The 23,849-nt window shown below is 58.4% G+C and carries 20 protein-coding genes; 19 read left to right on the forward strand and 1 reads right to left on the reverse strand.

The features are described 5' to 3' along the window. Positions 1-17 precede the first annotated feature (17 nt). Complete coding sequence (gene map / locus BK670_RS19265; RefSeq protein ID WP_123452053.1) at positions 18-800, reverse strand: type I methionyl aminopeptidase; 783 nt, start codon at positions 798-800, stop codon at positions 18-20. Between the two features lie 373 nt (positions 801-1,173). Here map and rpsB point away from each other — a divergent pair, with 373 nt between their 5' ends. The 19 genes from rpsB to BK670_RS19360 all read left to right on the forward strand — a co-directional run bounded on the left by rpsB (position 1,174) and on the right by BK670_RS19360 (position 23,845). Beyond that, entirely contained in the window at positions 1,174-1,911 is a 738-nt protein-coding gene (rpsB, locus tag BK670_RS19270) for a 30S ribosomal protein S2 (protein ID WP_003222119.1), read from the forward strand. A 203-nt stretch (positions 1,912-2,114) separates the two neighbouring features. Further along, complete coding sequence (gene tsf / locus BK670_RS19275; RefSeq protein ID WP_016771476.1) at positions 2,115-2,978, forward strand: translation elongation factor Ts; 864 nt, start codon at positions 2,115-2,117, stop codon at positions 2,976-2,978. Between the two features lie 209 nt (positions 2,979-3,187). Continuing rightward, positions 3,188-3,931: a UMP kinase gene (gene pyrH, locus BK670_RS19280; RefSeq protein WP_003222124.1), complete on the forward strand. Its 744-nt coding sequence runs from the start codon at positions 3,188-3,190 to the stop codon at positions 3,929-3,931. Then, the gene (gene frr / locus BK670_RS19285) at positions 3,928-4,485 is read left to right on the forward strand and encodes a ribosome recycling factor (protein ID WP_123452055.1); all 558 of its coding nucleotides are present in this window, start codon (positions 3,928-3,930) and stop codon (positions 4,483-4,485) included. Before pyrH ends, frr begins: the two co-directional genes overlap by 4 nt. Before the next feature lie 14 nt (positions 4,486-4,499). Further along, on the forward strand, positions 4,500-5,255 hold the full coding sequence (gene uppS, locus BK670_RS19290) for a polyprenyl diphosphate synthase (protein WP_007908854.1): 756 nt from the start codon (positions 4,500-4,502) through the stop codon (positions 5,253-5,255). Beyond that, complete coding sequence (locus BK670_RS19295; protein WP_123452057.1) at positions 5,255-6,061, forward strand: phosphatidate cytidylyltransferase; 807 nt, start codon at positions 5,255-5,257, stop codon at positions 6,059-6,061. Before uppS ends, BK670_RS19295 begins: the two co-directional genes overlap by 1 nt. After that, on the forward strand, positions 6,058-7,248 hold the full coding sequence (ispC, locus tag BK670_RS19300) for a 1-deoxy-D-xylulose-5-phosphate reductoisomerase (RefSeq protein WP_123452059.1): 1,191 nt from the start codon (positions 6,058-6,060) through the stop codon (positions 7,246-7,248). Before BK670_RS19295 ends, ispC begins: the two co-directional genes overlap by 4 nt. 53 nt (positions 7,249-7,301) lie before the next feature. Beyond that, positions 7,302-8,654 carry a sigma E protease regulator RseP gene (gene rseP, locus BK670_RS19305; RefSeq protein WP_123452061.1) on the forward strand — a complete coding sequence of 451 codons (1,353 nt, stop codon included), beginning with the start codon at positions 7,302-7,304 and terminating at the stop codon, positions 8,652-8,654. Positions 8,655-8,728: 74 nt separating this feature from the next. After that, positions 8,729-11,104: an outer membrane protein assembly factor BamA gene (gene bamA, locus BK670_RS19310; RefSeq protein WP_123452064.1), complete on the forward strand. Its 2,376-nt coding sequence runs from the start codon at positions 8,729-8,731 to the stop codon at positions 11,102-11,104. A 45-nt stretch (positions 11,105-11,149) separates the two neighbouring features. Continuing rightward, positions 11,150-11,653, forward strand: a complete 504-nt coding sequence (locus tag BK670_RS19315) for an OmpH/Skp family outer membrane protein (protein ID WP_003222140.1) — start codon at positions 11,150-11,152, stop codon at positions 11,651-11,653. Between the two features lie 3 nt (positions 11,654-11,656). Next, positions 11,657-12,712 (forward strand): UDP-3-O-(3-hydroxymyristoyl)glucosamine N-acyltransferase, encoded by a 1,056-nt coding sequence (gene lpxD / locus BK670_RS19320; RefSeq protein WP_123452066.1) that lies wholly within the window; start codon positions 11,657-11,659, stop codon positions 12,710-12,712. 106 nt (positions 12,713-12,818) lie between these two features. Continuing rightward, positions 12,819-13,259 (forward strand): 3-hydroxyacyl-ACP dehydratase FabZ, encoded by a 441-nt coding sequence (gene fabZ, locus BK670_RS19325; protein WP_003222142.1) that lies wholly within the window; start codon positions 12,819-12,821, stop codon positions 13,257-13,259. Then, on the forward strand, positions 13,256-14,032 hold the full coding sequence (gene lpxA / locus BK670_RS19330) for an acyl-ACP--UDP-N-acetylglucosamine O-acyltransferase (protein WP_123452068.1): 777 nt from the start codon (positions 13,256-13,258) through the stop codon (positions 14,030-14,032). The genes fabZ and lpxA overlap by 4 nt, the downstream gene beginning before the upstream one ends. A 2-nt stretch (positions 14,033-14,034) precedes the next feature. Next, the gene (gene lpxB, locus BK670_RS19335) at positions 14,035-15,165 is read left to right on the forward strand and encodes a lipid-A-disaccharide synthase (RefSeq protein ID WP_123452070.1); all 1,131 of its coding nucleotides are present in this window, start codon (positions 14,035-14,037) and stop codon (positions 15,163-15,165) included. Positions 15,166-15,176: 11 nt separating this feature from the next. Next, positions 15,177-15,803 carry a ribonuclease HII gene (gene rnhB, locus BK670_RS19340; protein ID WP_123452837.1) on the forward strand — a complete coding sequence of 209 codons (627 nt, stop codon included), beginning with the start codon at positions 15,177-15,179 and terminating at the stop codon, positions 15,801-15,803. Positions 15,804-15,879: 76 nt separating this feature from the next. Further along, complete coding sequence (gene dnaE, locus BK670_RS19345) at positions 15,880-19,401, forward strand: DNA polymerase III subunit alpha (protein ID WP_123452073.1); 3,522 nt, start codon at positions 15,880-15,882, stop codon at positions 19,399-19,401. A gap of 139 nt (positions 19,402-19,540) precedes the next feature. After that, complete coding sequence (locus BK670_RS19350) at positions 19,541-20,488, forward strand: acetyl-CoA carboxylase carboxyltransferase subunit alpha (RefSeq protein WP_123452075.1); 948 nt, start codon at positions 19,541-19,543, stop codon at positions 20,486-20,488. 122 nt (positions 20,489-20,610) lie between these two features. Beyond that, a complete protein-coding gene (tilS, locus tag BK670_RS19355; protein ID WP_123452077.1) occupies positions 20,611-21,939 on the forward strand; it encodes a tRNA lysidine(34) synthetase TilS in 1,329 nt (442 codons plus the stop codon). A 274-nt stretch (positions 21,940-22,213) separates the two neighbouring features. After that, on the forward strand, positions 22,214-23,845 hold the full coding sequence (locus BK670_RS19360) for a CTP synthase (protein ID WP_093436570.1): 1,632 nt from the start codon (positions 22,214-22,216) through the stop codon (positions 23,843-23,845). Positions 23,846-23,849 lie beyond the last annotated feature (4 nt).

The raw sequence follows: 23,849 nt of genomic DNA on the forward strand, positions 1-23,849 counted from the left end.
CTGGGAGCGTTGTTGGATCAGGCCGAGATGCGCGGGATGGTGTCATCGGCGCGCAGGGTGAAGATCTCGTAGCCAGTCTCGGTGACCAGCAGGGTGTGTTCCCACTGGGCCGAGAGCTTGCGGTCCTTGGTGATCGCGGTCCAGCCGTCGCCGAGTACTTTGGTGTCGGCCTTGCCCTGGTTGATCATCGGCTCGATGGTGAAGGTCATGCCGGCCTTCAGTTCCATGCCGGTGCCCGCGCGACCGTAGTGCAGGATCTGTGGCTCTTCGTGGAAGACCTTGCCGATGCCGTGACCGCAGAATTCGCGAACCACCGAGAAACCGTTCTTCTCGGCGTGCTTCTGGATCACTTCGCCGATGTCGCCGAGGCGGCAGCCGGGTTTGACGATCTCGATCGCCTTGTACATGCATTCCTGGGTGATCTGCGACAGGCGCTCGGCCCAGACCGGCACTTCGCCGACGTGGAACATGCGGCTGGTGTCGCCGTGGTAGCCGTCCTTGATCACGGTGACGTCGATGTTCAGGGTGTCGCCGTTTTTCAGCGGCTTGTCGTTCGGGATGCCATGGCAGACCACGTGGTTGATCGAGGTGCAGATCGACTTCGGGTAGCCCTTGTAGTTGAGCGGGGCAGGGATGGCTTGCTGCACGTTGACGATGTAGTCGTGGCAGATCTGGTTCAGCTCATCGGTGGTGACGCCCGGTTTGACATGTTCGGCGATCATTTCCAGCACATCGGCGGCCAGTTTGCCGGCGACGCGCATGCCAGCGATGTCCTCGGGGGTTTTGAGGGTGACGGTCATACAGGCTCTCTCTGCGCTCGGCGGCGCTTGCTGATACGAATAGGGTGGCAGGTGTTCGATTTGCGACCCTGAAAAACGCGATTCTAACAGACGCACGGCGCAATTCAGCGCCTGCGTGCATCGCTTCTGTCTATACAATGGTGCGTTCGGGGCCGATTCCAAGGGGGCTGCGCCCATGTCCTTGGTGCGAATACAGATTCCGGGTTCCGTTTCTGCGCACCCTGTGGTATAAAATGCGCCGCTTTCCGGGGATACCCCGAAAAGCTTAAATCCACACACGTGTCGACACGATGACCTGGGTGCTTTTGGCTTTATGCCACTGGTTGGTCATTGGGATACGTGGAGGCCAAACCCGACTTATTAAGGAACTATCATGTCCCAAGTCAATATGCGCGATATGCTGAAGGCCGGTGTGCACTTCGGTCACCAAACCCGTTACTGGAATCCGAAAATGGGTAAGTACATTTTCGGCGCGCGTAACAAGATTCACATCATCAACCTTGAAAAAACCCTGCCAATGTTCAACGAAGCTCTGACTTTCGTAGAGCGTCTGGCCCAGGGCAAAAACAAGATTCTGTTCGTCGGCACCAAGCGTTCCGCTGGCAAGATCGTTGCTGAAGAAGCAGCACGTTGCGGTTCGCCGTACGTCGATCACCGCTGGTTGGGCGGCATGCTGACCAACTTCAAAACCATTCGTGCTTCCATCAAGCGTCTGCGTGACCTTGAAGTTCAAGCCGAAGACGGTACTTTCGCCAAGCTGACCAAGAAAGAAGCGCTGATGCGCTCCCGTGACCTGGAAAAGCTGGATCGTTCGCTGGGCGGCATCAAGGACATGGGCGGTCTGCCAGACGCACTGTTCGTGATCGACGTTGACCACGAGCGCATCGCGATCACCGAAGCCAACAAGCTGGGCATCCCGGTCATCGGCGTTGTCGACACCAACAGCAGCCCGGAAGGCGTTGACTACATCATCCCAGGCAACGATGACGCAATCCGCGCTATCCAGCTGTACATGGGTTCGATGGCTGACGCAGTGATCCGTGGTCGCAACAATGTTGCTGGCGGCACTGTAGAATTCGCAGCTGAAGAAACTCAGGCTGCAGCTGAGTAATAGACGCCCTGGCGTTGACTCAGTAAGCAAAAAGGGGGCTTGGCCCCCTTTTTGCCACCTCGAAAACCAATTGTCGGCGCCCACTTGTGGCAGCGCCCGCCCTGTATTTGTAACGTGCAGCGGCTACAAGCTGGTTCGGGAAGAATTGAACGCCCGTTCGATCGGGTGGAATGGTTGAAAACCTATCCAAGAGGAATTTGAAAATGGCAGCAATTACTGCAGCGTTGGTTAAAGAACTGCGCGAGCGTACCGGCGAAGGCATGATGGATTGCAAGAAAGCCCTGGAAAAGGCTGACGGCGACATCGAAAAAGCCATTGATGACATGCGTGCTTCGGGCGCGATCAAGGCTGCCAAGAAAGCGGGTAACGTTGCCGCTGAAGGCGCAATCGCCATCAAATCGAACGACAAGGCAGCCGTGCTGCTGGAAGTTAACTCGCAGACCGACTTCCTGGCCCTGCAAGATGACTTCAAAAACTTCGTTGCTGCCAGCGTAGAAAAAGCCTTCGACGAAAAACTGACCGACGCAGCTCCGCTGATCGCCGCTCAGGAATCGGCTCGTGAAGCTCTGGTTGCCAAAGTGGGCGAGAACGTCAACATCCGTCGTCTGGTACGCGTAGAGGGTGACGTTGTCGGCACTTACCTGCACGGTAACAAGATCGGTGTTGCTGTTGTCCTGAAAGGCGGTGACGTCGAGCTGGCCAAAGACATCGCGATGCACGTAGCTGCAAGCAATCCTGAGTTCCTGCTGCCTTCGCAAGTTTCCGATGAAGCGATCGAGCGTGAAAAAGCTGTATTCCTGCAGCTGAACGAAGAAAAAATCAAAGGCAAACCAGAAAACATTGTTGAGAACATGGTCAAAGGCCGTATCAGCAAGTTCCTGGCAGAAGCGAGCCTGGTTGAGCAGGCGTTCGTCAAGAACCCTGAGGTCAAGGTTGGCGAACTGGCCAAGAAAGCCGGCGCAGAAATCGTTTCCTTCACTTACTTCAAAGTAGGCGAAGGCATCGAGAAGCCGGTCGACAACTTCGCTGAAGAAGTTGCTGCCCAGCTGGCTGCCGCCAAGCAATAAGACGGTTTTCCAACTGTCGCCCGAAAGAGGCTGCCCGCTTACGCGCGCAGCCTCTTTTCAGATGGGGTTGCCAATTTTTAATTGGTTTCCACTTGGAACTGACTTACAAAGCCATGTTCCGATGGCGCTGAAGCAGCGCCAAGCTAGAGTGAACGCCAGCTGTAAACAGCTCGCAAAGAATTTTAAATACGCCGCAGGAGAGATTCGCAATGGCTCAGCAGGGCAGTGGTTATCAGGCTCGCTATAAACGCATTCTACTCAAGCTTAGCGGCGAGGCCCTGATGGGCTCGGAAGAGTTCGGGATCGATCCAAAAGTGCTGGATCGGATGGCGCTGGAAGTCGGCCAGCTGGTCGGCATCGGCGTGCAGGTCGGTCTGGTGATCGGCGGTGGCAACCTGTTCCGTGGCGAAGCCTTGAGCAAAGCCGGTATGGATCGGGTCACGGGCGACCACATGGGCATGCTGGCCACTGTGATGAACGCCTTGGCCATGCGTGACGCGCTGGAACGTGCCAATATCTCGGCCATCGTAATGTCGGCCATTTCCATGGTTGGCGTGACCGATCACTATGACCGCCGCAAGGCCATGCGCCACCTGAACTCCAAGGACGTGGTGATTTTTGCGGCCGGTACCGGCAATCCGTTCTTTACCACGGATTCGGCAGCCTGCCTGCGTGCAATCGAAATCGACGCCGACGTAGTGCTCAAGGCGACCAAGGTCGATGGCGTTTACACTGCAGACCCGTTCAAAGACCCGCATGCCGAGAAGTTCGATCATCTGACTTATGATGAAGTACTGGATCGCAAGCTGGGCGTGATGGATCTGACCGCCATTTGCCTGTGCCGCGACCATAAGATGCCGCTGCGCGTATTCAACATGAACAAGCCCGGTGCCCTGCTGAACATCGTACACGGCGGCGCTGAAGGCACCCTGATCGAGGAAGGTCAACAATGATCAACGAAATCAAGAAAGACGCTCAAGAGCGCATGCAGAAATCCCTCGAATCCCTGGCCCATGCGTTTGGCCAGATTCGTACCGGTAAAGCCCACCCAAGCATTCTGGGTAGCGTGATGGTGCCGTACTACGGCGCAGACACTTCCATCACCCAAGTGGCGAACATCACTGTAAAAGACTCGCGCACCCTGCAAGTCGTGGCCTTCGAGCGCAACATGCTCGCGGCTGTCGACAAGGCAATCCAGAGCGCCGGTCTCAACCTCAATCCGACCAACCTGGGCGAATTGTTGCTGATCTCCATGCCAGCCTTGACCGAGGAAACCCGTAAGGGCTTCACCAAGCAGGCGCGCAGTGCTGCTGAAGACGCGCGTGTTGCCGTGCGCAATATTCGTCGCGATGCCTTGGGCGAGCTGAAGAAGCTGGTCAAGGATAAGGAAATCAGCGAAGACGAAGAGCGCCGCGCTGCTGCCGATATTCAGAAAATCACCGACAAGGCTGAAGCTGATATCGACGCGGCTACCAAGCAAAAAGAAGCGGATCTGATGGCCGTATAAGGTTCGAGCTTTTAATGGACAAGACCAAGCAGACTGCGCCGTCCGCGGTGCCGCGCCATGTCGCGATCATCATGGATGGCAACAATCGCTGGGCGAAAAAACGCTTTATGCCGGGTGTCGCCGGGCATAAAGCGGGCGTGGATGCTGTGCGTGCCGTCATCGAGGTGTGTGCCGAGGCCAAGGTCGAGGTGCTCACCCTGTTCGCGTTTTCCAGTGAAAACTGGCAGCGTCCGGCCGATGAGGTCAGTGCCTTGATGGATCTGTTCTTCAAGGCGTTGCGTCGTGAGGCCAAGCGTCTCAACGACAACAACATCAGCCTGCGCATCATTGGCGATCGCTCGCGCTTTCATCCGGAGCTTCAAGCGGCCATGCGTGAAGCTGAGGCGATGACCGCCGGCGCCAATCGTTTCATTCTGCAGATCGCCGCCAATTACGGCGGTCAGTGGGATATCGCGCAAGCTGCACAGCGCCTGGCGCGTGAAGTCCAGGCCGGGCACCTGCGCCCGGAGGACATTACGCCGGATCTGCTGCAGACCTGTCTGGCCACCGGCGATCTGCCGTTGCCGGATCTGTGCATTCGCACGGGTGGTGAGCACCGCATCAGCAATTTCCTGCTGTGGCAGCTGGCCTACGCCGAGCTGTACTTCTCCGACCTGTTCTGGCCGGACTTCAAACACGATGCCATGCGCAATGCGCTGGCCGATTTCGCTTCGCGCCAGCGTCGCTTCGGTAAAACGAGCGAACAGGTCGAAGCTGGAGCCCGGGTTTAATGCTTAAACAACGAATCATCACTGCGCTGATCCTGCTGCCGATCGCCTTGTGCGGTTTTTTCTTGCTGGAAGGTTCGGGTTTTGCCCTGTTCATTGGCCTTGTCGTGAGTCTGGGCGCTTGGGAATGGGCACGGCTGGCAGGCTTTACCGCTCAATCGTTCCGCGTCGGCTATGCCGCGGTCGTCGCATTGATGTTGTTCGTCATGTATGTGCTGCCAGGCCTGGCGCCGTGGGTGCTGGGGGCTTCGGTACTCTGGTGGGCGGTAGCGACTTATCTGGTGCTGACGTATCCGCGCTCCAGCGAGCATTGGTCCACGGCCGCCACCAAGCTGGTCATTGGCCTGCTGATTCTGTTGCCGGCCTGGCAGGGCCTGGTGCAGATCAAGCAGTACCCGTTGGGTAACTGGCTGATCATGGCTGTGATGGTGCTGGTCTGGGGTGCCGATATCGGTGCTTACTTCTCTGGTCGCAAATTCGGCAAGCGCAAACTGGCTCCGCAAGTCAGTCCGGGCAAAAGCTGGGAAGGTGTCTACGGTGGTCTGGCGCTGAGCCTGCTGATCACTGCGATTGTTGGTCTGGTACGTGACTGGACGGTAGCCGAGCTGCTTAAAGGCCTGATTGGCGCTGCGCTGATCGTGTTCATTTCCGTAGTTGGCGACCTGACCGAAAGCATGTTCAAGCGTCAGTCCGGTATCAAGGACAGCAGTAATCTGCTGCCGGGGCATGGCGGTGTGCTTGATCGTATCGACAGTCTGACAGCTGCAATTCCGGTGTTTGCCGTGCTGCTTTGGATGGCTGCACCGTGAGTCGCCCTCAGCAGATTACCGTTCTGGGCGCGACGGGCTCGATCGGCCTGAGCACGCTGGATGTCATTGCTCGTCATCCTGAGCGTTACCAGGCTTTCGCGTTGACGGGTTTCACCCGTCTGAGTGAGCTTTTCGCCTTGTGCGTGCGCCATGTGCCGCAATTTGCCGTGGTGCCTGAAGTGACTGCCGCGCGCGGTCTGCAGGATGATTTACGTGCCGCCGGTCTGCCGACTCGCGTGCTGGTGGGGGAGGAGGGCCTGTGTCAGGTCGCTGCTGCTCCGGAAGTCGATGCGGTGATGGCTGCAATCGTCGGTGCGGCAGGTCTGCGTCCGACCTTGGCGGCCGTTGAGGCGGGCAAGAAAATTCTTCTGGCCAATAAAGAGGCGCTGGTGATGTCTGGCGCCTTGTTCATGCAGGCTGTGCGCAAGAGTGGTTCGGTGCTACTGCCGATCGACAGCGAGCACAACGCAATTTTCCAGTGCATGCCACAGGATTTTGCCCGTGGATTGAGCTCGGTCGGTGTCCGTCGGATTTTACTCACGGCCTCTGGCGGTCCGTTCCGACAGACACCGATGAGCGAACTGGCGCATGTTTCACCTGATCAGGCGTGTGCGCACCCGAACTGGTCCATGGGGCGCAAGATTTCGGTCGATTCGGCCAGCATGATGAATAAAGGGCTTGAGCTGATCGAGGCCTGTTGGTTATTTGATGCAAAGCCGTCGCAAGTCGAAGTAGTGATTCACCCGCAGAGCGTGATTCACTCGCTGGTCGATTATGTCGACGGTTCGGTACTTGCGCAGTTGGGCAATCCCGATATGCGTACGCCGATCGCCAATGCCCTGGCCTGGCCGGAACGCATTGATTCGGGTGTCGCACCGCTGGATCTGTTCGCCGTCGCGCGTCTGGACTTCGAGGCGCCGGACGAACAGCGCTTCCCTTGTCTGCGTCTGGCGCGGCAAGCTGCCGAGGCTGGCGACAGTGCTCCGGCGATGCTCAATGCGGCCAACGAAGTCGCGGTGGCAGCGTTTCTCGACGGACGGGTTCGTTACCTGGAAATCGCGAGTATCATCGAGGAAGTTCTGAATCTCGAACCGGTCGTCGCGCTGGGTGATCTCGAGGCGGTGTTCATCGCCGACGCCAAGGCGCGAGTTTTGGCCGAACAATGGTTGAGTCGTCACGGCCGATAGTTTTGCAAACCAATGGCTTCACGCGGCACTGAACAGGATTGCGGAGAAAGTAGATGAGCGCGCTCTATATGATTGCCGGCACCCTGATCGCCTTGGGTGTGCTGGTCACCTTTCACGAATTCGGCCACTTCTGGGTCGCGCGTCGCTGTGGCGTCAAGGTTCTGCGCTTTTCCGTGGGCTTTGGGATGCCGCTGTTGCGTTGGCACGACAAGCAGGGCACCGAGTTTGTGGTTGCCGCGATTCCGCTTGGCGGCTATGTCAAAATGCTCGACGAGCGTGAGGGCGAAGTCCCGGTCGATCAACTTGATCAATCTTTCAATCGTAAATCCGTGCGTCAGCGCATTGCCATTGTCGCGGCGGGCCCGATCGCCAACTTTCTCTTGGCGCTGGTGTTTTTCTGGGTTCTGGCCATGCTCGGCAGCGAGCAGGTGCGTCCGGTCATTGGTGCCGTAGAGTCCGGCAGTATTGCGGCCAAGGCCGGTTTGAATGCCGGTCAGGAAATTGTCGCCATTGATGGTGAACCAACCTCTGGGTGGGCAGCTGTCAATTTGCAGTTGGTGCGGCGACTGGGGGAAAGCGGTTCCTTGCAGTTAATTGTGCGTGAACAAGGTTCCACAGCTGAATCGCCGCGTGAACTGGCGCTGGATAACTGGTTGAAAGGCGCTGATGAGCCGGATCCGATTCGCTCTCTGGGTATCCGTCCATGGCGTCCGGCCTTGCCGCCGGTGCTTGCCGAACTTGATCCGAAAGGCCCGGCCCAGGCCGCCGGCCTCAAAACCGGTGATCGCCTGCTGGCCCTTGATGGGCAGGCGCTGAATGACTGGCAACAGGTCGTTGATACCGTTCGTACGCGTCCTGATACCAAAATCATGCTGCGCGTTGAGCGCGACGGTGCTCAAATCGACGTCCCTGTGACCCTGGCGGCGCGTGGTGAAAGCAAATCGCCAAGCGGATATCTGGGGGCGGGCGTAAAAGCTGTCGACTGGCCACCGGAGATGATCCGCGAGGTCAGTTACGGGCCGCTGGCCGCAATTGGCGAGGGTGCCCGTCGTACTTGGACGATGAGCATTCTGACGCTCGATTCACTAAAGAAAATGCTGTTCGGCGAGCTCTCGGTAAAAAACTTGAGTGGACCGATAACCATTGCTAAAGTGGCGGGCGCTTCTGCCCAGTCGGGCGTTGCTGATTTCCTGAATTTCCTTGCTTATCTGAGTATTAGCCTGGGGGTTCTGAATTTGCTGCCCATTCCTGTACTGGATGGGGGGCATTTGTTGTTTTATCTGATCGAGTGGGCGCGTGGTCGTCCCTTGTCGGATCGGGTGCAAGGTTGGGGGATACAGATCGGTATCAGTTTGGTGGTCGGGGTGATGTTGCTTGCTCTGGTCAACGATCTGGGTCGTCTGTAACGCTTCGCTGAATTGCGAATCTGCCGCATTTTGCGGCAGTTTGTTTATTGCCAGTTGGAATAAGAAAGGACTTCATGAAACGTCTGCTGCTAACTGCGGTTCTCACCGTATTGATGATCGCCGAAGTTCACGCCGAGTCCTTCACTATCTCTGATATTCGCGTCAATGGCCTCCAGCGGGTCTCCGCGGGTAGCGTCTTTGGTGCCTTGCCGTTGAACGTCGGTGAGCAGGCGGATGATCGTCGCCTGGTGGAATCCACTCGTGCGTTGTTCAAAACCGGTTTCTTTCAAGATATCCAGCTGGGCCGCGAAGGCAACGTTCTGGTCATCACGGTCGTCGAGCGTCCGTCGGTTGCCAGTATCGAGATCGAAGGTAACAAGGCGATCTCGACTGAAGACTTGATGAAAGGTCTCAAACAATCCGGTCTGGCCGAAGGCGAGATCTTCCAGCGCGCCACTCTCGAGGGTGTGCGTAACGAACTGCAACGTCAGTACGTCGCGCAAGGTCGTTACTCGGCCACCGTTGATACCGAAGTGGTCTCGCAACCGCGTAACCGCGTGGGTCTTAAAGTGAAGATCAACGAAGGTACCGTTGCGGCCATCCAGCACATCAACGTTGTGGGCAACACGGTTTTCCCTGAGGAAGACCTGACCGACCTGTTCGAGCTGAAAACCACCAACTGGCTGTCGTTCTTCAAGAACGATGACAAGTACGCCCGTGAAAAGCTTTCCGGTGACCTGGAGCGTCTGCGTTCCTACTACCTGGACCGTGGCTATATCAACATGGATATCGCTTCGACCCAGGTGTCTATCACCCCGGACAAGAAGCACGTCTACATCACTGTCAACGTCACTGAAGGCGAGAAGTACACCGTTCGTGACGTCAAGCTCAGCGGTGATCTGAAAGTCCCTGAAGATCAGGTCAAGTCCTTGCTGCTGGTGCAGAAAGGTCAGGTGTTCTCGCGCAAGCTGATGACCACCACGTCCGAGTTGATCACCCGTCGTCTGGGTAACGAGGGTTACACCTTCGCCAACGTCAACGGCGTGCCTCAGCCGCACGATGATGATCACACCGTCGACATCCTGTTCGCTGTTGATCCGGGCAAGCGTGCCTACGTCAACCGCATCAACTTCCGTGGCAACACCAAGTCCGAAGACGAAGTGCTGCGTCGTGAAATGCGTCAGATGGAAGGCGGCTGGGCTTCGACCTACCTGATCGACCAATCCAAGACCCGTCTTGAGCGTCTGGGCTTCTTCAAGGAAGTCAACGTTGAAACCCCGGCCGTTCCGGGTGTCGACGACCAGGTGGACGTGAACTACAGCGTTGAAGAACAGGCTTCCGGTTCGATTACCGCCAGCGTCGGTTTCGCCCAGAGCGCCGGTCTGATCCTCGGTGGTTCGATCACCCAGAACAACTTCCTCGGTACCGGTAACCGCGTCAGCGTCGGCCTGACCCGAAGCGAATACCAGAGCCGCTACAACTTCGGCTACGTTGACCCGTACTGGACCGCCGATGGCGTGAGCCTGGGTTACAACGCGTTCTATCGCACCACTGACTACGATGAACTCGATACTGATCTGTCGAGCTACGCAGTGGACAGCTTGGGTGCCGGCGTCAATGTGGGTTATCCGATTAGCGAGACTTCGCGTCTGACCTTCGGTGCCTCCGTTCAGCAGGACGAGATCAGCACCGGTAAATACACCGTTGACGAGATTTTCGACTTCGTTAACAAAGAAGGTGACAAGTACCTGAACTTCAAGGCGTCGGCCGGCTGGTCCGAGTCGACCCTGAACAAAGGCGTATTGCCAACCCGTGGTCGTTCCCAGAGCCTGACCCTGGAAACCACCATTCCAGGCAGCGACCTTTCGTTCTACAAACTTGATTACCGTGGTCAGCTGTTCCAGCCGATCAGCGAAAATTACACCCTGCGTCTGCACACCGAGCTGGGTTATGGCGACGGTTACGGTTCCACAGACGGCTTGCCGTTCTATGAAAACTACTATGCTGGTGGCTTCAACTCGGTACGTGGCTTCAAGGACAGTACGCTTGGCCCGCGCAGTACTCCGAGCCGTGGCACGAACCCGGGCACTCTGGCAGACCCGGACCAGGATCCACTGCCGTTTGGTGGCAACGTCCTGATCCAGGGTGGCGTCGAAGTTCTGTTTCCTCTGCCATTCGTGAAAGACCAGCGTTCCCTGCGTACTTCGGTATTCTGGGATGTGGGTAACGTATTTGACTCGCAGTGCAAGGACACTACCAATGCGAACGGCTCGACGTCGAACACCAAGTGTAACGACATCAGCCTGAGCAACATGGCCAGTTCCGTGGGTGTTGGCGTGACCTGGGTCACCGCACTGGGTCCTCTGAGCTTCGCGTTGGCAATGCCGATCAAGAAACCGGATGAAGCTGAAACTCAAGTGTTCCAATTCTCCCTCGGCCAGACGTTCTAAGCGTCTGACCCAAGATAACGACAATGGATTTTGTAGGGGTGCATCGTGCGTAAGTTGACTCAATTGGTTCTCCTGGCCTCCGTACTGGTGGCAGGTCCGGCGTTCGCCGACATGAAAATCGCTGTTCTGAACTATCAGATGGCACTGCTGGAATCCGATGCGGCCAAGAAGTACGCCGTGGATGCCGAGAAGAAGTTCGGTCCGCAACTGACCAAGCTGAAGACACTGGAAAGCAGCGCCAAGGGCATTCAGGATCGTCTGATGGCCGGTGGCGACAAAATGCAGCAAGGTGAGCGTGAGCGTCTGGAGCTGGAATTCAAGCAAAAGGCCCGTGACTTCCAGTTCCAGTCCAAGGAACTGAATGAAGCCAAAGCCGTTGCCGACCGCGAAATGCTCAAGCAACTGAAGCCAAAACTGGATAGCGCAGTGGAAGAAGTCATCAAGAAAGGTGGTTTTGACCTGGTGTTCGAGCGTGGCGCAGTGATCGATGTCAAGCCTCAGTACGACATCACACGCCAGGTTATCGAGCGCATGAATCAGCTGAAGTAACCCATGACCGTGACTATCAAGCTCGGCCAGTTGGCCGAGTTCCTCGGCGCCACCCTGCGTGGCGACCCTGAGAAGCAAATTACTGGGCTAGCCACTTTGCAAGAGGCTGGCCCAGCTCAGTTGAGCTTTCTGGCAAACCCTCAATATCGCAAGTACCTGGCGGGCTCGCAGGCAGCAGCACTGTTGCTCAAAGAAGCCGATGCCGAAGGTTTTGCCGGTAATGCGTTGGTGGTGCCTGATCCTTACCTGGCGTACGCGCGTATCTCCCACCTGTTCGATCCGAAGCCAAAAGCCATTGCCGGTATCCATCCGTCAGCGGTCATTGCGGCGGACGCGGTGGTTGATCCAACCGCCAGCATCGGCTCATTTGTGGTGATCGAGGCCGGTGCGCGAATTGGTGCGCAGGTGACACTGGGCGCGCATTGCGTTGTCGGTGCCCGTAGCGAAATCGGCGAAGGCGGCTGGCTCGCCCCGCGCGTAACCCTGTATCACGACGTGCGCATTGGCAAGCGAGTGGTGATCCAGTCCGGTGCCGTACTCGGTGGTGAAGGCTTCGGCTTTGCCAACGAAAAAGGCATCTGGCAGAAGATCGCCCAGATCGGTGGCGTGACCATCGGTGACGATGTCGAGATTGGCGTGAATACCGCCATCGACCGCGGCGCGCTGGCCGACACCGTGATTGGCAATGGCGTGAAGCTCGACAATCAGATCCAGATCGCCCACAACGTTCAGGTTGGTGATCACACCGCCATGGCGGCGTGCGTCGGGATCTCCGGCAGCACCAAAATCGGCAAGCATTGCATGCTCGCCGGCGGTGTTGGCCTGGTAGGCCACATTGATATTTGCGACAACGTTTTCCTGACCGGGATGACCATGGTGACCCACTCGATTACCGAGCCGGGTGCCTATTCTTCCGGCACAGCCATGCAACCGGCGGCCGAATGGCGCAAAAGCGCGGCCCGCATCCGTCAGCTCGATGACATCGCGCGACGGTTGAAACAGCTGGAAAAGCGCGTAGGGGAAGTGACCCCTGACGGCAATGCTTCATCAGATGGCTGATACCATTTCCATATCAAGTGTGCACAGCCTCTAGACTGCCTCCTTGATTTGCTAGAGGAGTGCGCGTCAGTCGCGCTCCCAATCTTTACATAGGCTTCCCCCCGAAATGATGGACATCAACGAGATTCGCGAATACCTGCCTCACCGTTACCCGTTCCTGCTGGTGGACCGGGTGGTGGAACTGGACACTGAAGGCAAGCGCATTCGCGCCTACAAGAATGTCAGCATCAACGAACCGTTCTTCAATGGTCACTTCCCTGCGCATCCAATCATGCCGGGCGTACTGATCATCGAAGCGATGGCTCAGGCTGCCGGGATCCTCGGTTTTAAAATGCTCGATGTGAAGCCTGCTGATGGCACGCTTTATTACTTCGTTGGCTCCGACAAGCTGCGCTTCCGCCAGCCTGTGTTGCCGGGCGATCAGTTGATCCTTGAAGCCAAGTTCATCAGCTGCAAGCGTCAGATCTGGAAATTCGAATGCCAGGCTTCGGTCGATGGCAAGCCGGTCTGCTCGGCTGAAATCATCTGTGCGGAACGCAAGCTATGAGTTTGATTGACCCTCGCGCAATCATCGATCCGTCGGCCGTTCTGGCTGATGGCGTCGAGGTCGGCCCGTGGTCGATCATCGGCGCAGGTGTGGAAATCGGCGAGGGTACCGTGATCGGGCCGCATGTAATCCTCAAAGGCCCGACGCGCATCGGCAAGCACAATCGCATCTACCAGTTTTCCTCGGTAGGCGAAGACACGCCCGATCTGAAATACAAGGGTGAAGAAACCCGTCTGGTGATCGGTGACCACAACGTCATCCGCGAAGGCGTGACGATTCACCGTGGCACTGTGCAGGACCGTTCGGAGACCACGCTGGGCGATCACAACCTGATCATGGCCTATGCCCACATCGGACATGACAGCGTTATCGGCAACCACTGCATTCTGGTCAACAACACCGCGTTGGCCGGGCATGTGCACGTGGATGACTGGGCGATCCTCTCCGGCTTCACTCTGGTTCACCAGTATTGCCACATTGGCGCCCACAGCTTTTCCGGCATGGGCACCGCCATCGGCAAGGACGTTCCAGCATTCGTCACCGTGTTTGGCAACCCGGCCGAAGCGCGCAGCATGAACTTCGAAGGCATGCGCCGTCGCGGTTTTAGTGAGGACGCGATCCACACCCTGCGCCGCGCTTACAAAACCGTCTATCGCCAAGGCCTCACGGTCGAGCAGGCGTTGGCCGAACTGGCTGAACCTGCTGCGCAGTTCCCGGAAGTCGCGGTGTTCCGTGATTCCATCCAGTCGTCGACTCGCGGCATCACTCGCTGATCATGGCCAATCTGCGTATTGCGCTGGTGGCGGGTGAAGCTTCCGGTGACATTCTCGGCGCTGGCCTCATGCGCGCCCTGAAGGCACAGCATCCGGCGGTCGAGTTCATCGGTGTCGGTGGCCCGTTGATGCAGGCCGAAGGACTGATTTCCTACTTTCCCATGGAGCGCTTGTCGGTCATGGGGTTGGTGGAAGTCCTTGGTCGGTTGCGCGAACTGCTCAAGCGCCGCAAGGATCTGATTGCCACGCTGATCGCCGAGAAACCGGACGTATTCATCGGCATCGATGCCCCGGACTTCAATCTCAACATCGAACTCAAGCTGCGTCAGGCCGGGATCAAAACCGTGCATTACGTCAGCCCGTCGGTGTGGGCGTGGCGCCAGAAGCGTGTGCTGAAGATCCGCGAAGGCTGCGATCTGATGCTGACATTGCTGCCGTTCGAAGCCAAATTCTACGAAGAGAAAGGCGTGCCAGTGCGGTTCGTCGGGCACACCCTGGCCGATACCATTCCGCTGGAAGCCGATCGCGCTGCGGCGCGTGCTGAACTCGGCTTGCCCGAAGGCCCGCTGGTGGCGTTGATGCCCGGCAGCCGTGGCGGCGAAGTCTCTCGTCTGGGCGCGCTGTTCCTGGATACCGCCGAACGTCTACGGGCGATGCGCCCAGGCTTGCGCTTTGTCATTCCTTGCGCCAACCCGGAACGTCGCGCGCAACTTGAGGAATTGCTTGCCGGCCGTGACCTGCCAGTGACGTTGCTCGACGGCAAATCCCATTTGGCTCTGGCAGCGTGCAACGCCGTGTTGATCGCCTCCGGCACCGCGACCCTCGAGGCGCTGTTGTACAAGCGGCCGATGGTGGTGGCGTACCGCTTGGCACCGCTGACGTTCTGGATCCTCAAGCGCATGGTCAAAAGCCCTTACGTGTCCTTGCCGAACCTGTTGGCCCAGCGTCTGCTGGTCCCGGAATTGTTGCAGGACGATGCGACGGTCGAGGCTCTGGCGCAGACGCTGTCGCCCTTGATCGAGGGCGGCGAAGAACAGACCCGCGGCTTCGACGAGATCCATCGCACACTGCGCCTGGATGCCTCCAATCAGGCGGCGGACGCCGTCCTCAACCTGATCGGTCAGACACGATGAGCAAGGCAAGCATGCAGATGGGCCTGGATTTCACTCTGGTCGCCGAAGTTGAAGAGCTGGTCGCCGGCGTCGATGAAGTCGGCCGTGGCCCGTTGTGCGGTGCAGTGGTGACGGCGGCAGTGATCCTTGATCCGAATCGGCCGATCCTCGGCCTCAATGATTCGAAGAAACTCACCGAAGCCAAGCGCGAAAAGCTCTATGACGAAATCATCGAGAAATCCCTGAGCTGGTGCATCGCACGCGCCGAAGTCGAAGAAATCGACGAGTTGAACATTCTGCACGCGACCATGCTCGCTATGCAGCGCGCCGTCGCCGGCCTGCACATTCAGCCGAAACTGGCGATGATCGACGGTAATCGCTGCCCACATCTGCCGATGCGCGCCGAAGCGGTGGTGCAGGGCGATGGCAAGGTGCCGGCCATTGCTGCCGCGTCGATTCTGGCCAAGGTTAGCCGCGACCGCGAAATGGCTGCCTTCGAATTGATCTACCCGGGCTACGGCATCGGTGGTCATAAGGGCTACCCGACGCCCGTTCATCTGGAAGCCTTGTCGCGCCTTGGGCCAACACCGATTCACCGGCGCTCGTTCGCCCCGGTGCGTCTGGCTTACGAAGCGTTGGAAGGTCTGACGCAGGTTTAGTCGCAAGGCTGATGTTTTGTTCGAGGCCCGGTACAATCCGGGCCTTGTTGTCTCTATGTAACTGGACAGGATCACTATGCCGGCTTCATTCGTTCATCTACGCCTGCACACTGAATACTCCCTGGTCGACGGGCTGGTGCGGATCAAGCCGCTGGTCAAGGCACTGACCGGCATGAACATGCCGGCGGTCGCGGTCACCGACCAGAACAACATGTGTTCGCTGGTCAAATTCTATAAAAACACCATGGGCGCGGGGATCAAGCCGATCTGCGGCGCCGACCTGTGGCTGTCGAACAAAGACCCGGACGCACCGCTGAGCCGGCTCAGCCTGTTGGTGATGAACGCCAAGGGTTATCGCAATCTCACCGAGTTGATCTCGCGCGGCTTCATCGAAGGCCAACGCAACGGCATGATCATTGTCGAGCGTGAGTGGGTCGCCGAAGCCAACGAAGGCCTGATCATGCTGTCCGCCGCCAAAGAAGGCGAGATCGGCATGGCCATGATCGGCGGCAACCCGGCCGAAGCCGAAGCCTTGGCGCGCGAATGGATGGCGGTATTCCCGGATCGTTTCTATCTGGAAATCCAGCGCACCAACCGCCCTAACGATGAAGAACAGCTGCATGGCGCCGTCGCGCTCGCCGACAAGCTCGGTGCGCCGCTGGTGGCGACCAACGATGTGCGCTTCATCAAGCAGGAAGACTTCGCCGCCCACGAAACCCGCGTATGCATCGGTGAGGGCCGCGCCCTCGACGATCCGCGGCGCTCGAAGAATTACAGCGATCAGCAATACCTGAAAAGCGCCGAGGAAATGATCGAGCTGTTCAGCGATATTCCTGACGCGATCGAAAACACCGTCGAGATCGCCAAGCGCTGCAACATCGAAGTGAAGCTGGGCACGCACTTTTTGCCCAACTTCCCGATCCCCGATGGCATGACCATCGACGAATATTTCCGCAAGGTCTCCTTCGACGGTCTCGAAGAACGACTGGCGGTGCTGCTGCCCAAAGACACCACCGAAGACTACGAAGCCAAGCGTCAGGTCTACGTCGATCGCTTGAATTTCGAGCTGGATATCATCATCCAGATGGGCTTCCCCGGTTACTTCCTGATCGTGATGGACTTTATCCAGTGGGCCAAGAACAACGGCGTACCGGTAGGTCCTGGCCGTGGATCGGGTGCCGGTTCGCTGGTGGCTTATGTACAGAAGATCACCGACCTCGACCCGCTGGAATACGACCTGCTGTTCGAACGTTTCCTTAACCCGGAACGGGTATCGATGCCCGACTTCGACGTCGACTTCTGCATGGACGGTCGTGACCGGGTGATCGACTACGTGGCCGAGAAGTATGGCCGCAACGCGGTAAGCCAGATCATCACCTTCGGTTCCATGGCTGCCAAAGCGGTGGTGCGTGACGTGGCGCGGGTGCAGGGCAAGTCCTACGGCCTGGCGGATCGTCTGTCGAAGATGATTCCGTTCGAAGTCGGCATGACCCTGGAAAAAGCCTACGAGCAGGAAGAAATTCTGCGTGACTTCATCAAGGTCGATGAAGAAGCGGCAGAGATCTGGGAGATGGCGCGCAAGCTCGAAGGCGTTGTGCGTAACGTCGGTAAACACGCCGGTGGTGTGGTTATCGCGCCGACCAAACTGACCGACTTCTCGCCGATCTATTGCGACGAGGCCGGTGACGGCCTGGTAACCCAGTTCGACAAGGACGACGTTGAAGCGGCCGGTCTGGTGAAGTTCGACTTCCTCGGTCTGCGCACCCTGACGATCATCGACTGGGCGCTGAAAACGATTAACCGCGACCGCGCCAAGGTCAACGAGCCGCCGCTGGATATCGCGTTTATCCCGCTGGACGACAAACCGACGTACTCGTTGTTGCAGAAAGCTGAAACCACAGCGGTGTTCCAGCTTGAATCCCGCGGCATGAAGGAGCTGATCAAAAAGCTCAAGCCCGACTGCCTGGAAGACTTGATCGCACTGGTGGCCCTGTTCCGTCCGGGCCCGCTGCAGTCCGGCATGGTGGACGACTTCATCAACCGTAAGCACGGTCGCGCCGAACTGGCTTATCCGCACTCGGATTACCAGTACGAAGGTTTGAAGCCTGTTCTGGCGCCGACTTACGGCATCATCCTGTATCAGGAACAGGTGATGCAGATTGCCCAGGTCATGGCCGGTTACACCCTCGGCGGTGCGGACATGCTCCGTCGTGCAATGGGTAAGAAAAAACCCGAAGAAATGGCCAAGCAGCGCGGCGGATTCATTGAAGGTTGCGCGACCAACAATATCGACGCCGACCTCGCCGGTAACATTTTCGACCTGGTGGAAAAATTCGCCGGTTACGGCTTCAACAAATCCCACTCCGCCGCCTACGGCCTGGTCTCGTACCAGACCGCTTGGCTGAAAGCTCACTACCCGGCGCCGTTCATGGCTGCGGTGCTGTCGGCGGATATGCACAACACCGACAAGGTCGTGACCTTGATCGAGGAAGTGCGCACGATGAAGCTGCGCCTCGACGCGCCGGACGTGAACACTTCGGAGTTCAAGTTCACGGTGAACGACGACGGCCGCATCGTCTACGGCCTCGGCGCGATCAAGGGCGTCGGTGAAGGCCCGGTTGAGGCGATTACCGAAGCGCGTCAGGAAGGTCCGTTCAAGGACCTGTTCGATTTCTGCGCGCGTGTCGACCTCAAGCGCATCAACAAACGTACCCTCGACGGCTTGATCCGCAGCGGTGCGCTTGATCGTCTTGGGCCGTACTTCCACGACGAACAAAAAGCCTATCAGGCCAACATCGACCGTAACCGCGCCGTGCTGCTGGCGGCGATGGAAGAGGCGATCAAGGCGGCCGAGCAGACCGCGCGCACCCACGACAGCGGCCACGCCGACCTGTTTGGCGGGCTGTTTGTCGAGGAAGACGCCGACGTTTATGCGTCACATCGCAAGGCCAAGGAGCTGACGCTCAAGGAACGCCTCAAAGGTGAGAAAGACACCTTGGGCCTGTACCTGACTGGTCACCCGATTGACGAATACGAAGGCGAAATTCGCCGTTTCGCTCGTCAACGCATTATCGACCTGAAGCCGGCGCGCGATACGCAAACCGTGGCCGGGATGATCATTGCCCTGCGCGTGATGAAGAACAAGAAGGGCGACAAGATGGGTTTCATCACCCTCGACGACCGCTCGGGGCGGATCGAGGCGTCGCTGTTTGCCGATGCGTTCCATTCTGCGCAGTCGTTGTTGCAGACTGACGCGATGGTGGTGGTCGAAGGCGAAGTCAGCAACGACGACTTCTCCGGCGGCCTGCGCCTGCGGGTCAAGCGCGTGATGAGCATGGAAGATGCGCGCACCAACCTCGCCGAGAGCCTGCGCCTGAAGCTGCAAACCCAGGACCTGAAAGGCGATCAGCTACGCTGGTTGGGTGAATTGCTCAAGCGTCATCGTGGCGCGTGCCCGATCACCATGGAGTACACCAGCCCGGATGCGAAGACCTTGCTGCAGTTCGGCGAGACGTGGCGAATTGATCCGGCGGATGCGTTGATTCAAGCCCTGCGTGACCAGTTCGGGCGAGACAACGTCTTCCTCCAATACCGTTGACCGGCAAGTGCCATTATTGCGCTTGCCCGCAACCTGAATTTTTAATCTCGACCTCAGCGCGCCTCTCCCTTAAGGTAGGGCGCGAATAGACAACCGGCCGGCCCAAGCTCATTTGGGACACGACCCAAGACGGACGCCTATGAACCCGAATTTTCTAGATTTCGAACAGCCGATCGCCGACCTGCAAGCCAAGATCGAAGAGTTGCGCTTGGTCGGTAATGACAATTCGCTGAATATCGGCGATGAGATCTCCCGCCTGCAGGACAAGAGCAAAACGCTGACCGAAGATATCTTCGGCAAGCTGACCAGCTGGCAGATCGCACGCCTGGCGCGTCACCCGAAACGCCCGTACACCCTCGACTACATCGAGCACATCTTCACCGAGTTCGACGAACTGCACGGCGACCGTCACTTCTCTGATGACGCGGCCATCGTTGGCGGTATCGCCCGTCTGGAAGATCAGCCGGTGATGATCATCGGTCACCAGAAGGGCCGTGAAGTGCGTGAGAAGGTGCGCCGCAACTTCGGCATGCCGCGTCCGGAAGGCTACCGCAAGGCTTGCCGTCTGATGGAAATGGCCGAGCGTTTCAAAATGCCGATCCTGACTTTCATCGATACCCCGGGCGCCTACCCGGGTATCGACGCTGAAGAGCGCAACCAGAGCGAAGCGATCGCCTGGAACCTGCGCGTGATGTCGCGCCTGAAGACTCCGATCATCGCCACCGTTATCGGTGAAGGTGGTTCCGGCGGTGCACTGGCCATCGGCGTCTGCGACCAGTTGAACATGCTGCAGTACTCGACCTACGCAGTGATTTCGCCGGAAGGTTGCGCTTCGATTCTGTGGAAAACCGCCGAAAAAGCGCCGGATGCTGCTGAAGCGATGGGCATCACTGCCGAGCGTCTGAAAGGCCTGGGTATCGTCGACAAGGTGATCGGCGAGCCTCTGGGCGGCGCCCACCGCGATCCGGCGGCTGCGGCTGCATCGATCCGTGCCGAGCTGAGCTCGCAACTGGCGATGCTGAAGAAGTTCGATAACGACGCGCTGTTGAAGCGCCGTTACGATCGACTGATGAGCTACGGTCTCTAAGTCGAGCGCAATACCCCTGTAGGAGCTGCCGAAGGCTGCGATCTTTTGACTTTGTTTTTCAAGATCAAAAGATCGCAGCCTTCGGCAGCTCCTACAGGGATCTTTGAGAAGCGGCCCTCTCCATGAATTCATCGAAGAGTGATTTGCCTTCACGGCTTCTGCCGCACCTTGAGCCTTGGCGCAACGCCGCTCATTGGCGCGTCGCGTTCTCCGGTGGTCTCGATTCCACCGTCCTGCTGCATCTGCTTGCCTCTCTGGCAAAAACCGAATCCCTTCCTGCGCTAAGCGCCATCCATATCCATCACGGCCTTCAGGCTGCGGCTGATGCGTGGCCACAACACTGCCAGTCTGTCTGCGATGCGCTGGGGGTGCCGTTGCTGATCGAGCGGGTGAAGGTGCAACCGGGTGCCAGTCTGGAACGGGCGGCGCGGGATGCGCGTTACGCGGTGTTCGATGCACAGACACTCGCCAATGACGTATTGCTCACTGGTCAGCACCGCGATGATCAGGCGGAAACGCTGCTGTTCCGGCTGCTGCGTGGAGCGGGAGTGCGCGGATTGTCGGGAATGCCACAGCAAAGGCCAGTGGGGCAGGGCATGTTGATTCGCCCGTTGCTGGATGTCTCTCGAGCCGAGCTGGAAGCCTATGCGCAGGCTCACCAATTGGTCTGGATCGAAGACCCGTCGAACCAGGATCGGCAATTCTCGCGCAACTACTTGCGCCATCAGGTCATTCCACGGCTGACCGAGCGCTGGCCGCAAGCACAGGCGAGCATGGCCCGCAGCGCCGCGCATCTGCGTGAAGCGCAGGGGCTGCTCGATGAGTTGGCGCAGATCGATCTGGTCCACGCCGCCACCGCGCATGATTTCGCATGGCTGGGGCTGCCATCGCTGGAACTGGCGCCGCTGGCTGCGCTGTCGGCGGCCCGGCAACGCAACGCCCTCAGTCACTGGCTGGAACCGCTGACCCGCTTGCCCGACACCGACCATTGGTCGGGTTGGGCAAATCTGTGTGATGCCGCTCTTGATGCGGCACCAATCTGGCGCCTGACCGATGGTGAACTGCACCGCAGCGCCGGTCGTCTGTGGTGGCTCTGCGGTGACTGGCTAAGCACGCCGATGATCGGCGCCGAGTGGCAGAGCCCGGCGTCAGCGCTACGCTTGGCGAATAATGGACGTGTCATGTTCAGCGGGCAGACTCCCGTCGGGCCTTTGCGCATAGCCTATCGTGAGGGCGGTGAAGTCATGCAGGTGGCGGATCGCGGTCACCGTGACCTCAAGCGCCTGCTCAATGAGCGCGCGGTACCGGGCTTCGTACGTGGCAGATTGCCGCTGCTGTTTCGCGGCGATGAATTGCTCGCGGTGGCGAACCTGCCGGGGCTTGATGGCAATGAGCTGGACGGCTGGAAATTGCATTGGCAGCCAACAGACGAAGATCAAGGTTTGAGCTGAAAGGAGCATTCCGGTAGACTACGCTCCCTTCTTGATACAACTTCTGTGGATTCGCCTGAATTGCAGGAGTTGCCGATTACCAAGCAGTCTTTGCTGGGCGATTCCAAAAAATGTGTAGCGAGCAACGTACCGGTGTTTCTTCTGCCGGTCTGTCCCAACGCGGCGGTTTTTTTGAAAGGTGCACTGTGATTAATGCAGGTGATCGGGGGCTTCGGCCTTCCTTCGCTTTCCCCGGCGGCTCGTACCGCTTTAACGCAGACTTCTAGGGTTTTTCATGACGCGCTACATATTCGTCACGGGCGGTGTTGTTTCTTCATTGGGGAAAGGCATTGCATCGGCTTCATTGGCAGCCATCCTGGAGGCGCGGGGACTTAAGGTCACCATGCTGAAGCTGGATCCGTACATCAACGTCGATCCGGGCACCATGAGCCCGTTCCAGCACGGTGAAGTGTTCGTCACCCACGACGGCGCCGAGACCGACCTGGACCTGGGTCACTACGAGCGGTTCATCCGCACGACCATGACCCAGAACAACAACTTCACCACCGGCCGTGTCTACGAGCACGTGCTGCGCAAAGAGCGCCGTGGTGACTACCTGGGTGCAACCATCCAGGTGATCCCGCACATCACCGACGAAATCAAGCGCCGCATCATCAAGGGTGCCGGTGACGCTGACGTGGCGATGGTTGAAATCGGTGGCACCGTCGGTGACATCGAGTCGCAACCGTTCCTCGAAGCCATCCGTCAGCTGCGTTTCGAAGTCGGCGCCAAGCGCGCGATGCTGATGCACCTGACACTGGTGCCGTACATCGCCACCGCTGGCGAGACCAAAACCAAGCCAACCCAGCACTCGGTAAAAGAGCTGCGTTCGATCGGCCTGCAGCCAGACGTGCTGGTGTGCCGTTCCGATCACCCGATCGACATCTCGTCGCGTCGCAAGATCGCTCAGTTCACCAACGTTGAAGAGCGTGCGGTAATCGCGCTGGAAGACGCCGACACCATCTACAAAATCCCGGGCATCCTGCATTCGCAGGGTCTGGACGATTTCGTTGTCGAGCGTTTCGGCCTGCAATGCGGCAGCGCTGATCTGTCCGAGTGGGACGCAGTGGTTGACGCCAAGCTGAACCCGGAACACGAAGTGACCATCGCCATGGTCGGCAAGTACATGGAGCTGCTGGACGCTTACAAGTCGCTGATCGAAGCGATGAGTCACGCTGGCATCAGCAACCGCACCAAGGTCAACCTGCGCTACATCGATTCCGAAGACATCGAAAACCAGGGCACTGCGCTGCTCGAAGGTGTCGACGCGATCCTCGTACCAGGCGGCTTCGGTCTGCGTGGTGTGGAAGGCAAGATCACTGCCGTTCAGTACGCTCGCGAAAACAAGGTTCCGTACCTGGGTATCTGCCTCGGTATGCAGGTGGCGGTCATCGAGTTCGCCCGTAACGTGATGGGCTGGAAAGACGCCAACTCCACCGAGTTCGATCGCGCCAGCGGCCATCCGGTGGTCGGTCTGATCACCGAGTGGGAAGACGCGACCGGTGCCGTTGAAGTGCGTACCGAATCGTCCGACCTGGGCGGCACCATGCGCCTTGGCGCTCAGGACTGCCTGCTCGAAGCCGGTTCCAAGGTCCACGACTGCTACGGCAAGGACGTGATCGTCGAGCGTCACCGTCACCGTTACGAAGTGAACAACAACCTGCTGCCACAGTTGATCGAAGCCGGCCTGAAAATCTCCGGTCGCTCCGCTGATGCTGCGCTGGTTGAAGTGGTTGAAGCGGCCGATCACCCATGGTTCGTTGCTTGCCAGTTCCACCCTGAGTTCACCTCGACACCACGTGATGGCCATCCGCTGTTCAGCGGTTTTGTCAAAGCAGCGTTGGCCCAACACCAGAAGAAGGCGTAACCCC

The organism is Pseudomonas fluorescens (genome assembly GCF_003732425.1).
Taxonomy (GTDB): domain Bacteria; phylum Pseudomonadota; class Gammaproteobacteria; order Pseudomonadales; family Pseudomonadaceae; genus Aquipseudomonas; species Aquipseudomonas fluorescens_BE.

Excerpts from the sequence above, each read along its gene's own strand:
- rpsB (WP_003222119.1), top strand. The coding sequence starts at position 1,174 with ATGTCCCAAGTCAATATGCGCGATATGCTGAAGGCCGGTGTGCACTTC.
- frr (WP_123452055.1), top strand. The coding sequence starts at position 3,928 with ATGATCAACGAAATCAAGAAAGACGCTCAAGAGCGCATGCAGAAATCC.
- bamA (WP_123452064.1), top strand. The coding sequence starts at position 8,729 with ATGAAACGTCTGCTGCTAACTGCGGTTCTCACCGTATTGATGATCGCC.
- lpxB (WP_123452070.1), top strand. The coding sequence starts at position 14,035 with ATGGCCAATCTGCGTATTGCGCTGGTGGCGGGTGAAGCTTCCGGTGAC.
- uppS (WP_007908854.1), top strand. The coding sequence starts at position 4,500 with ATGGACAAGACCAAGCAGACTGCGCCGTCCGCGGTGCCGCGCCATGTC.
- tilS (WP_123452077.1), top strand. The coding sequence starts at position 20,611 with ATGAATTCATCGAAGAGTGATTTGCCTTCACGGCTTCTGCCGCACCTT.
- BK670_RS19295 (WP_123452057.1), top strand. The coding sequence starts at position 5,255 with ATGCTTAAACAACGAATCATCACTGCGCTGATCCTGCTGCCGATCGCC.
- lpxD (WP_123452066.1), top strand. The coding sequence starts at position 11,657 with ATGACCGTGACTATCAAGCTCGGCCAGTTGGCCGAGTTCCTCGGCGCC.
- lpxA (WP_123452068.1), top strand. The coding sequence starts at position 13,256 with ATGAGTTTGATTGACCCTCGCGCAATCATCGATCCGTCGGCCGTTCTG.
- dnaE (WP_123452073.1), top strand. The coding sequence starts at position 15,880 with ATGCCGGCTTCATTCGTTCATCTACGCCTGCACACTGAATACTCCCTG.
- map (WP_123452053.1), bottom strand. The coding sequence starts at position 800 with ATGACCGTCACCCTCAAAACCCCCGAGGACATCGCTGGCATGCGCGTC.
- BK670_RS19350 (WP_123452075.1), top strand. The coding sequence starts at position 19,541 with ATGAACCCGAATTTTCTAGATTTCGAACAGCCGATCGCCGACCTGCAA.
- fabZ (WP_003222142.1), top strand. The coding sequence starts at position 12,819 with ATGATGGACATCAACGAGATTCGCGAATACCTGCCTCACCGTTACCCG.
- rnhB (WP_123452837.1), top strand. The coding sequence starts at position 15,177 with ATGCAGATGGGCCTGGATTTCACTCTGGTCGCCGAAGTTGAAGAGCTG.
- pyrH (WP_003222124.1), top strand. The coding sequence starts at position 3,188 with ATGGCTCAGCAGGGCAGTGGTTATCAGGCTCGCTATAAACGCATTCTA.
- rseP (WP_123452061.1), top strand. The coding sequence starts at position 7,302 with ATGAGCGCGCTCTATATGATTGCCGGCACCCTGATCGCCTTGGGTGTG.
- BK670_RS19360 (WP_093436570.1), top strand. The coding sequence starts at position 22,214 with ATGACGCGCTACATATTCGTCACGGGCGGTGTTGTTTCTTCATTGGGG.
- tsf (WP_016771476.1), top strand. The coding sequence starts at position 2,115 with ATGGCAGCAATTACTGCAGCGTTGGTTAAAGAACTGCGCGAGCGTACC.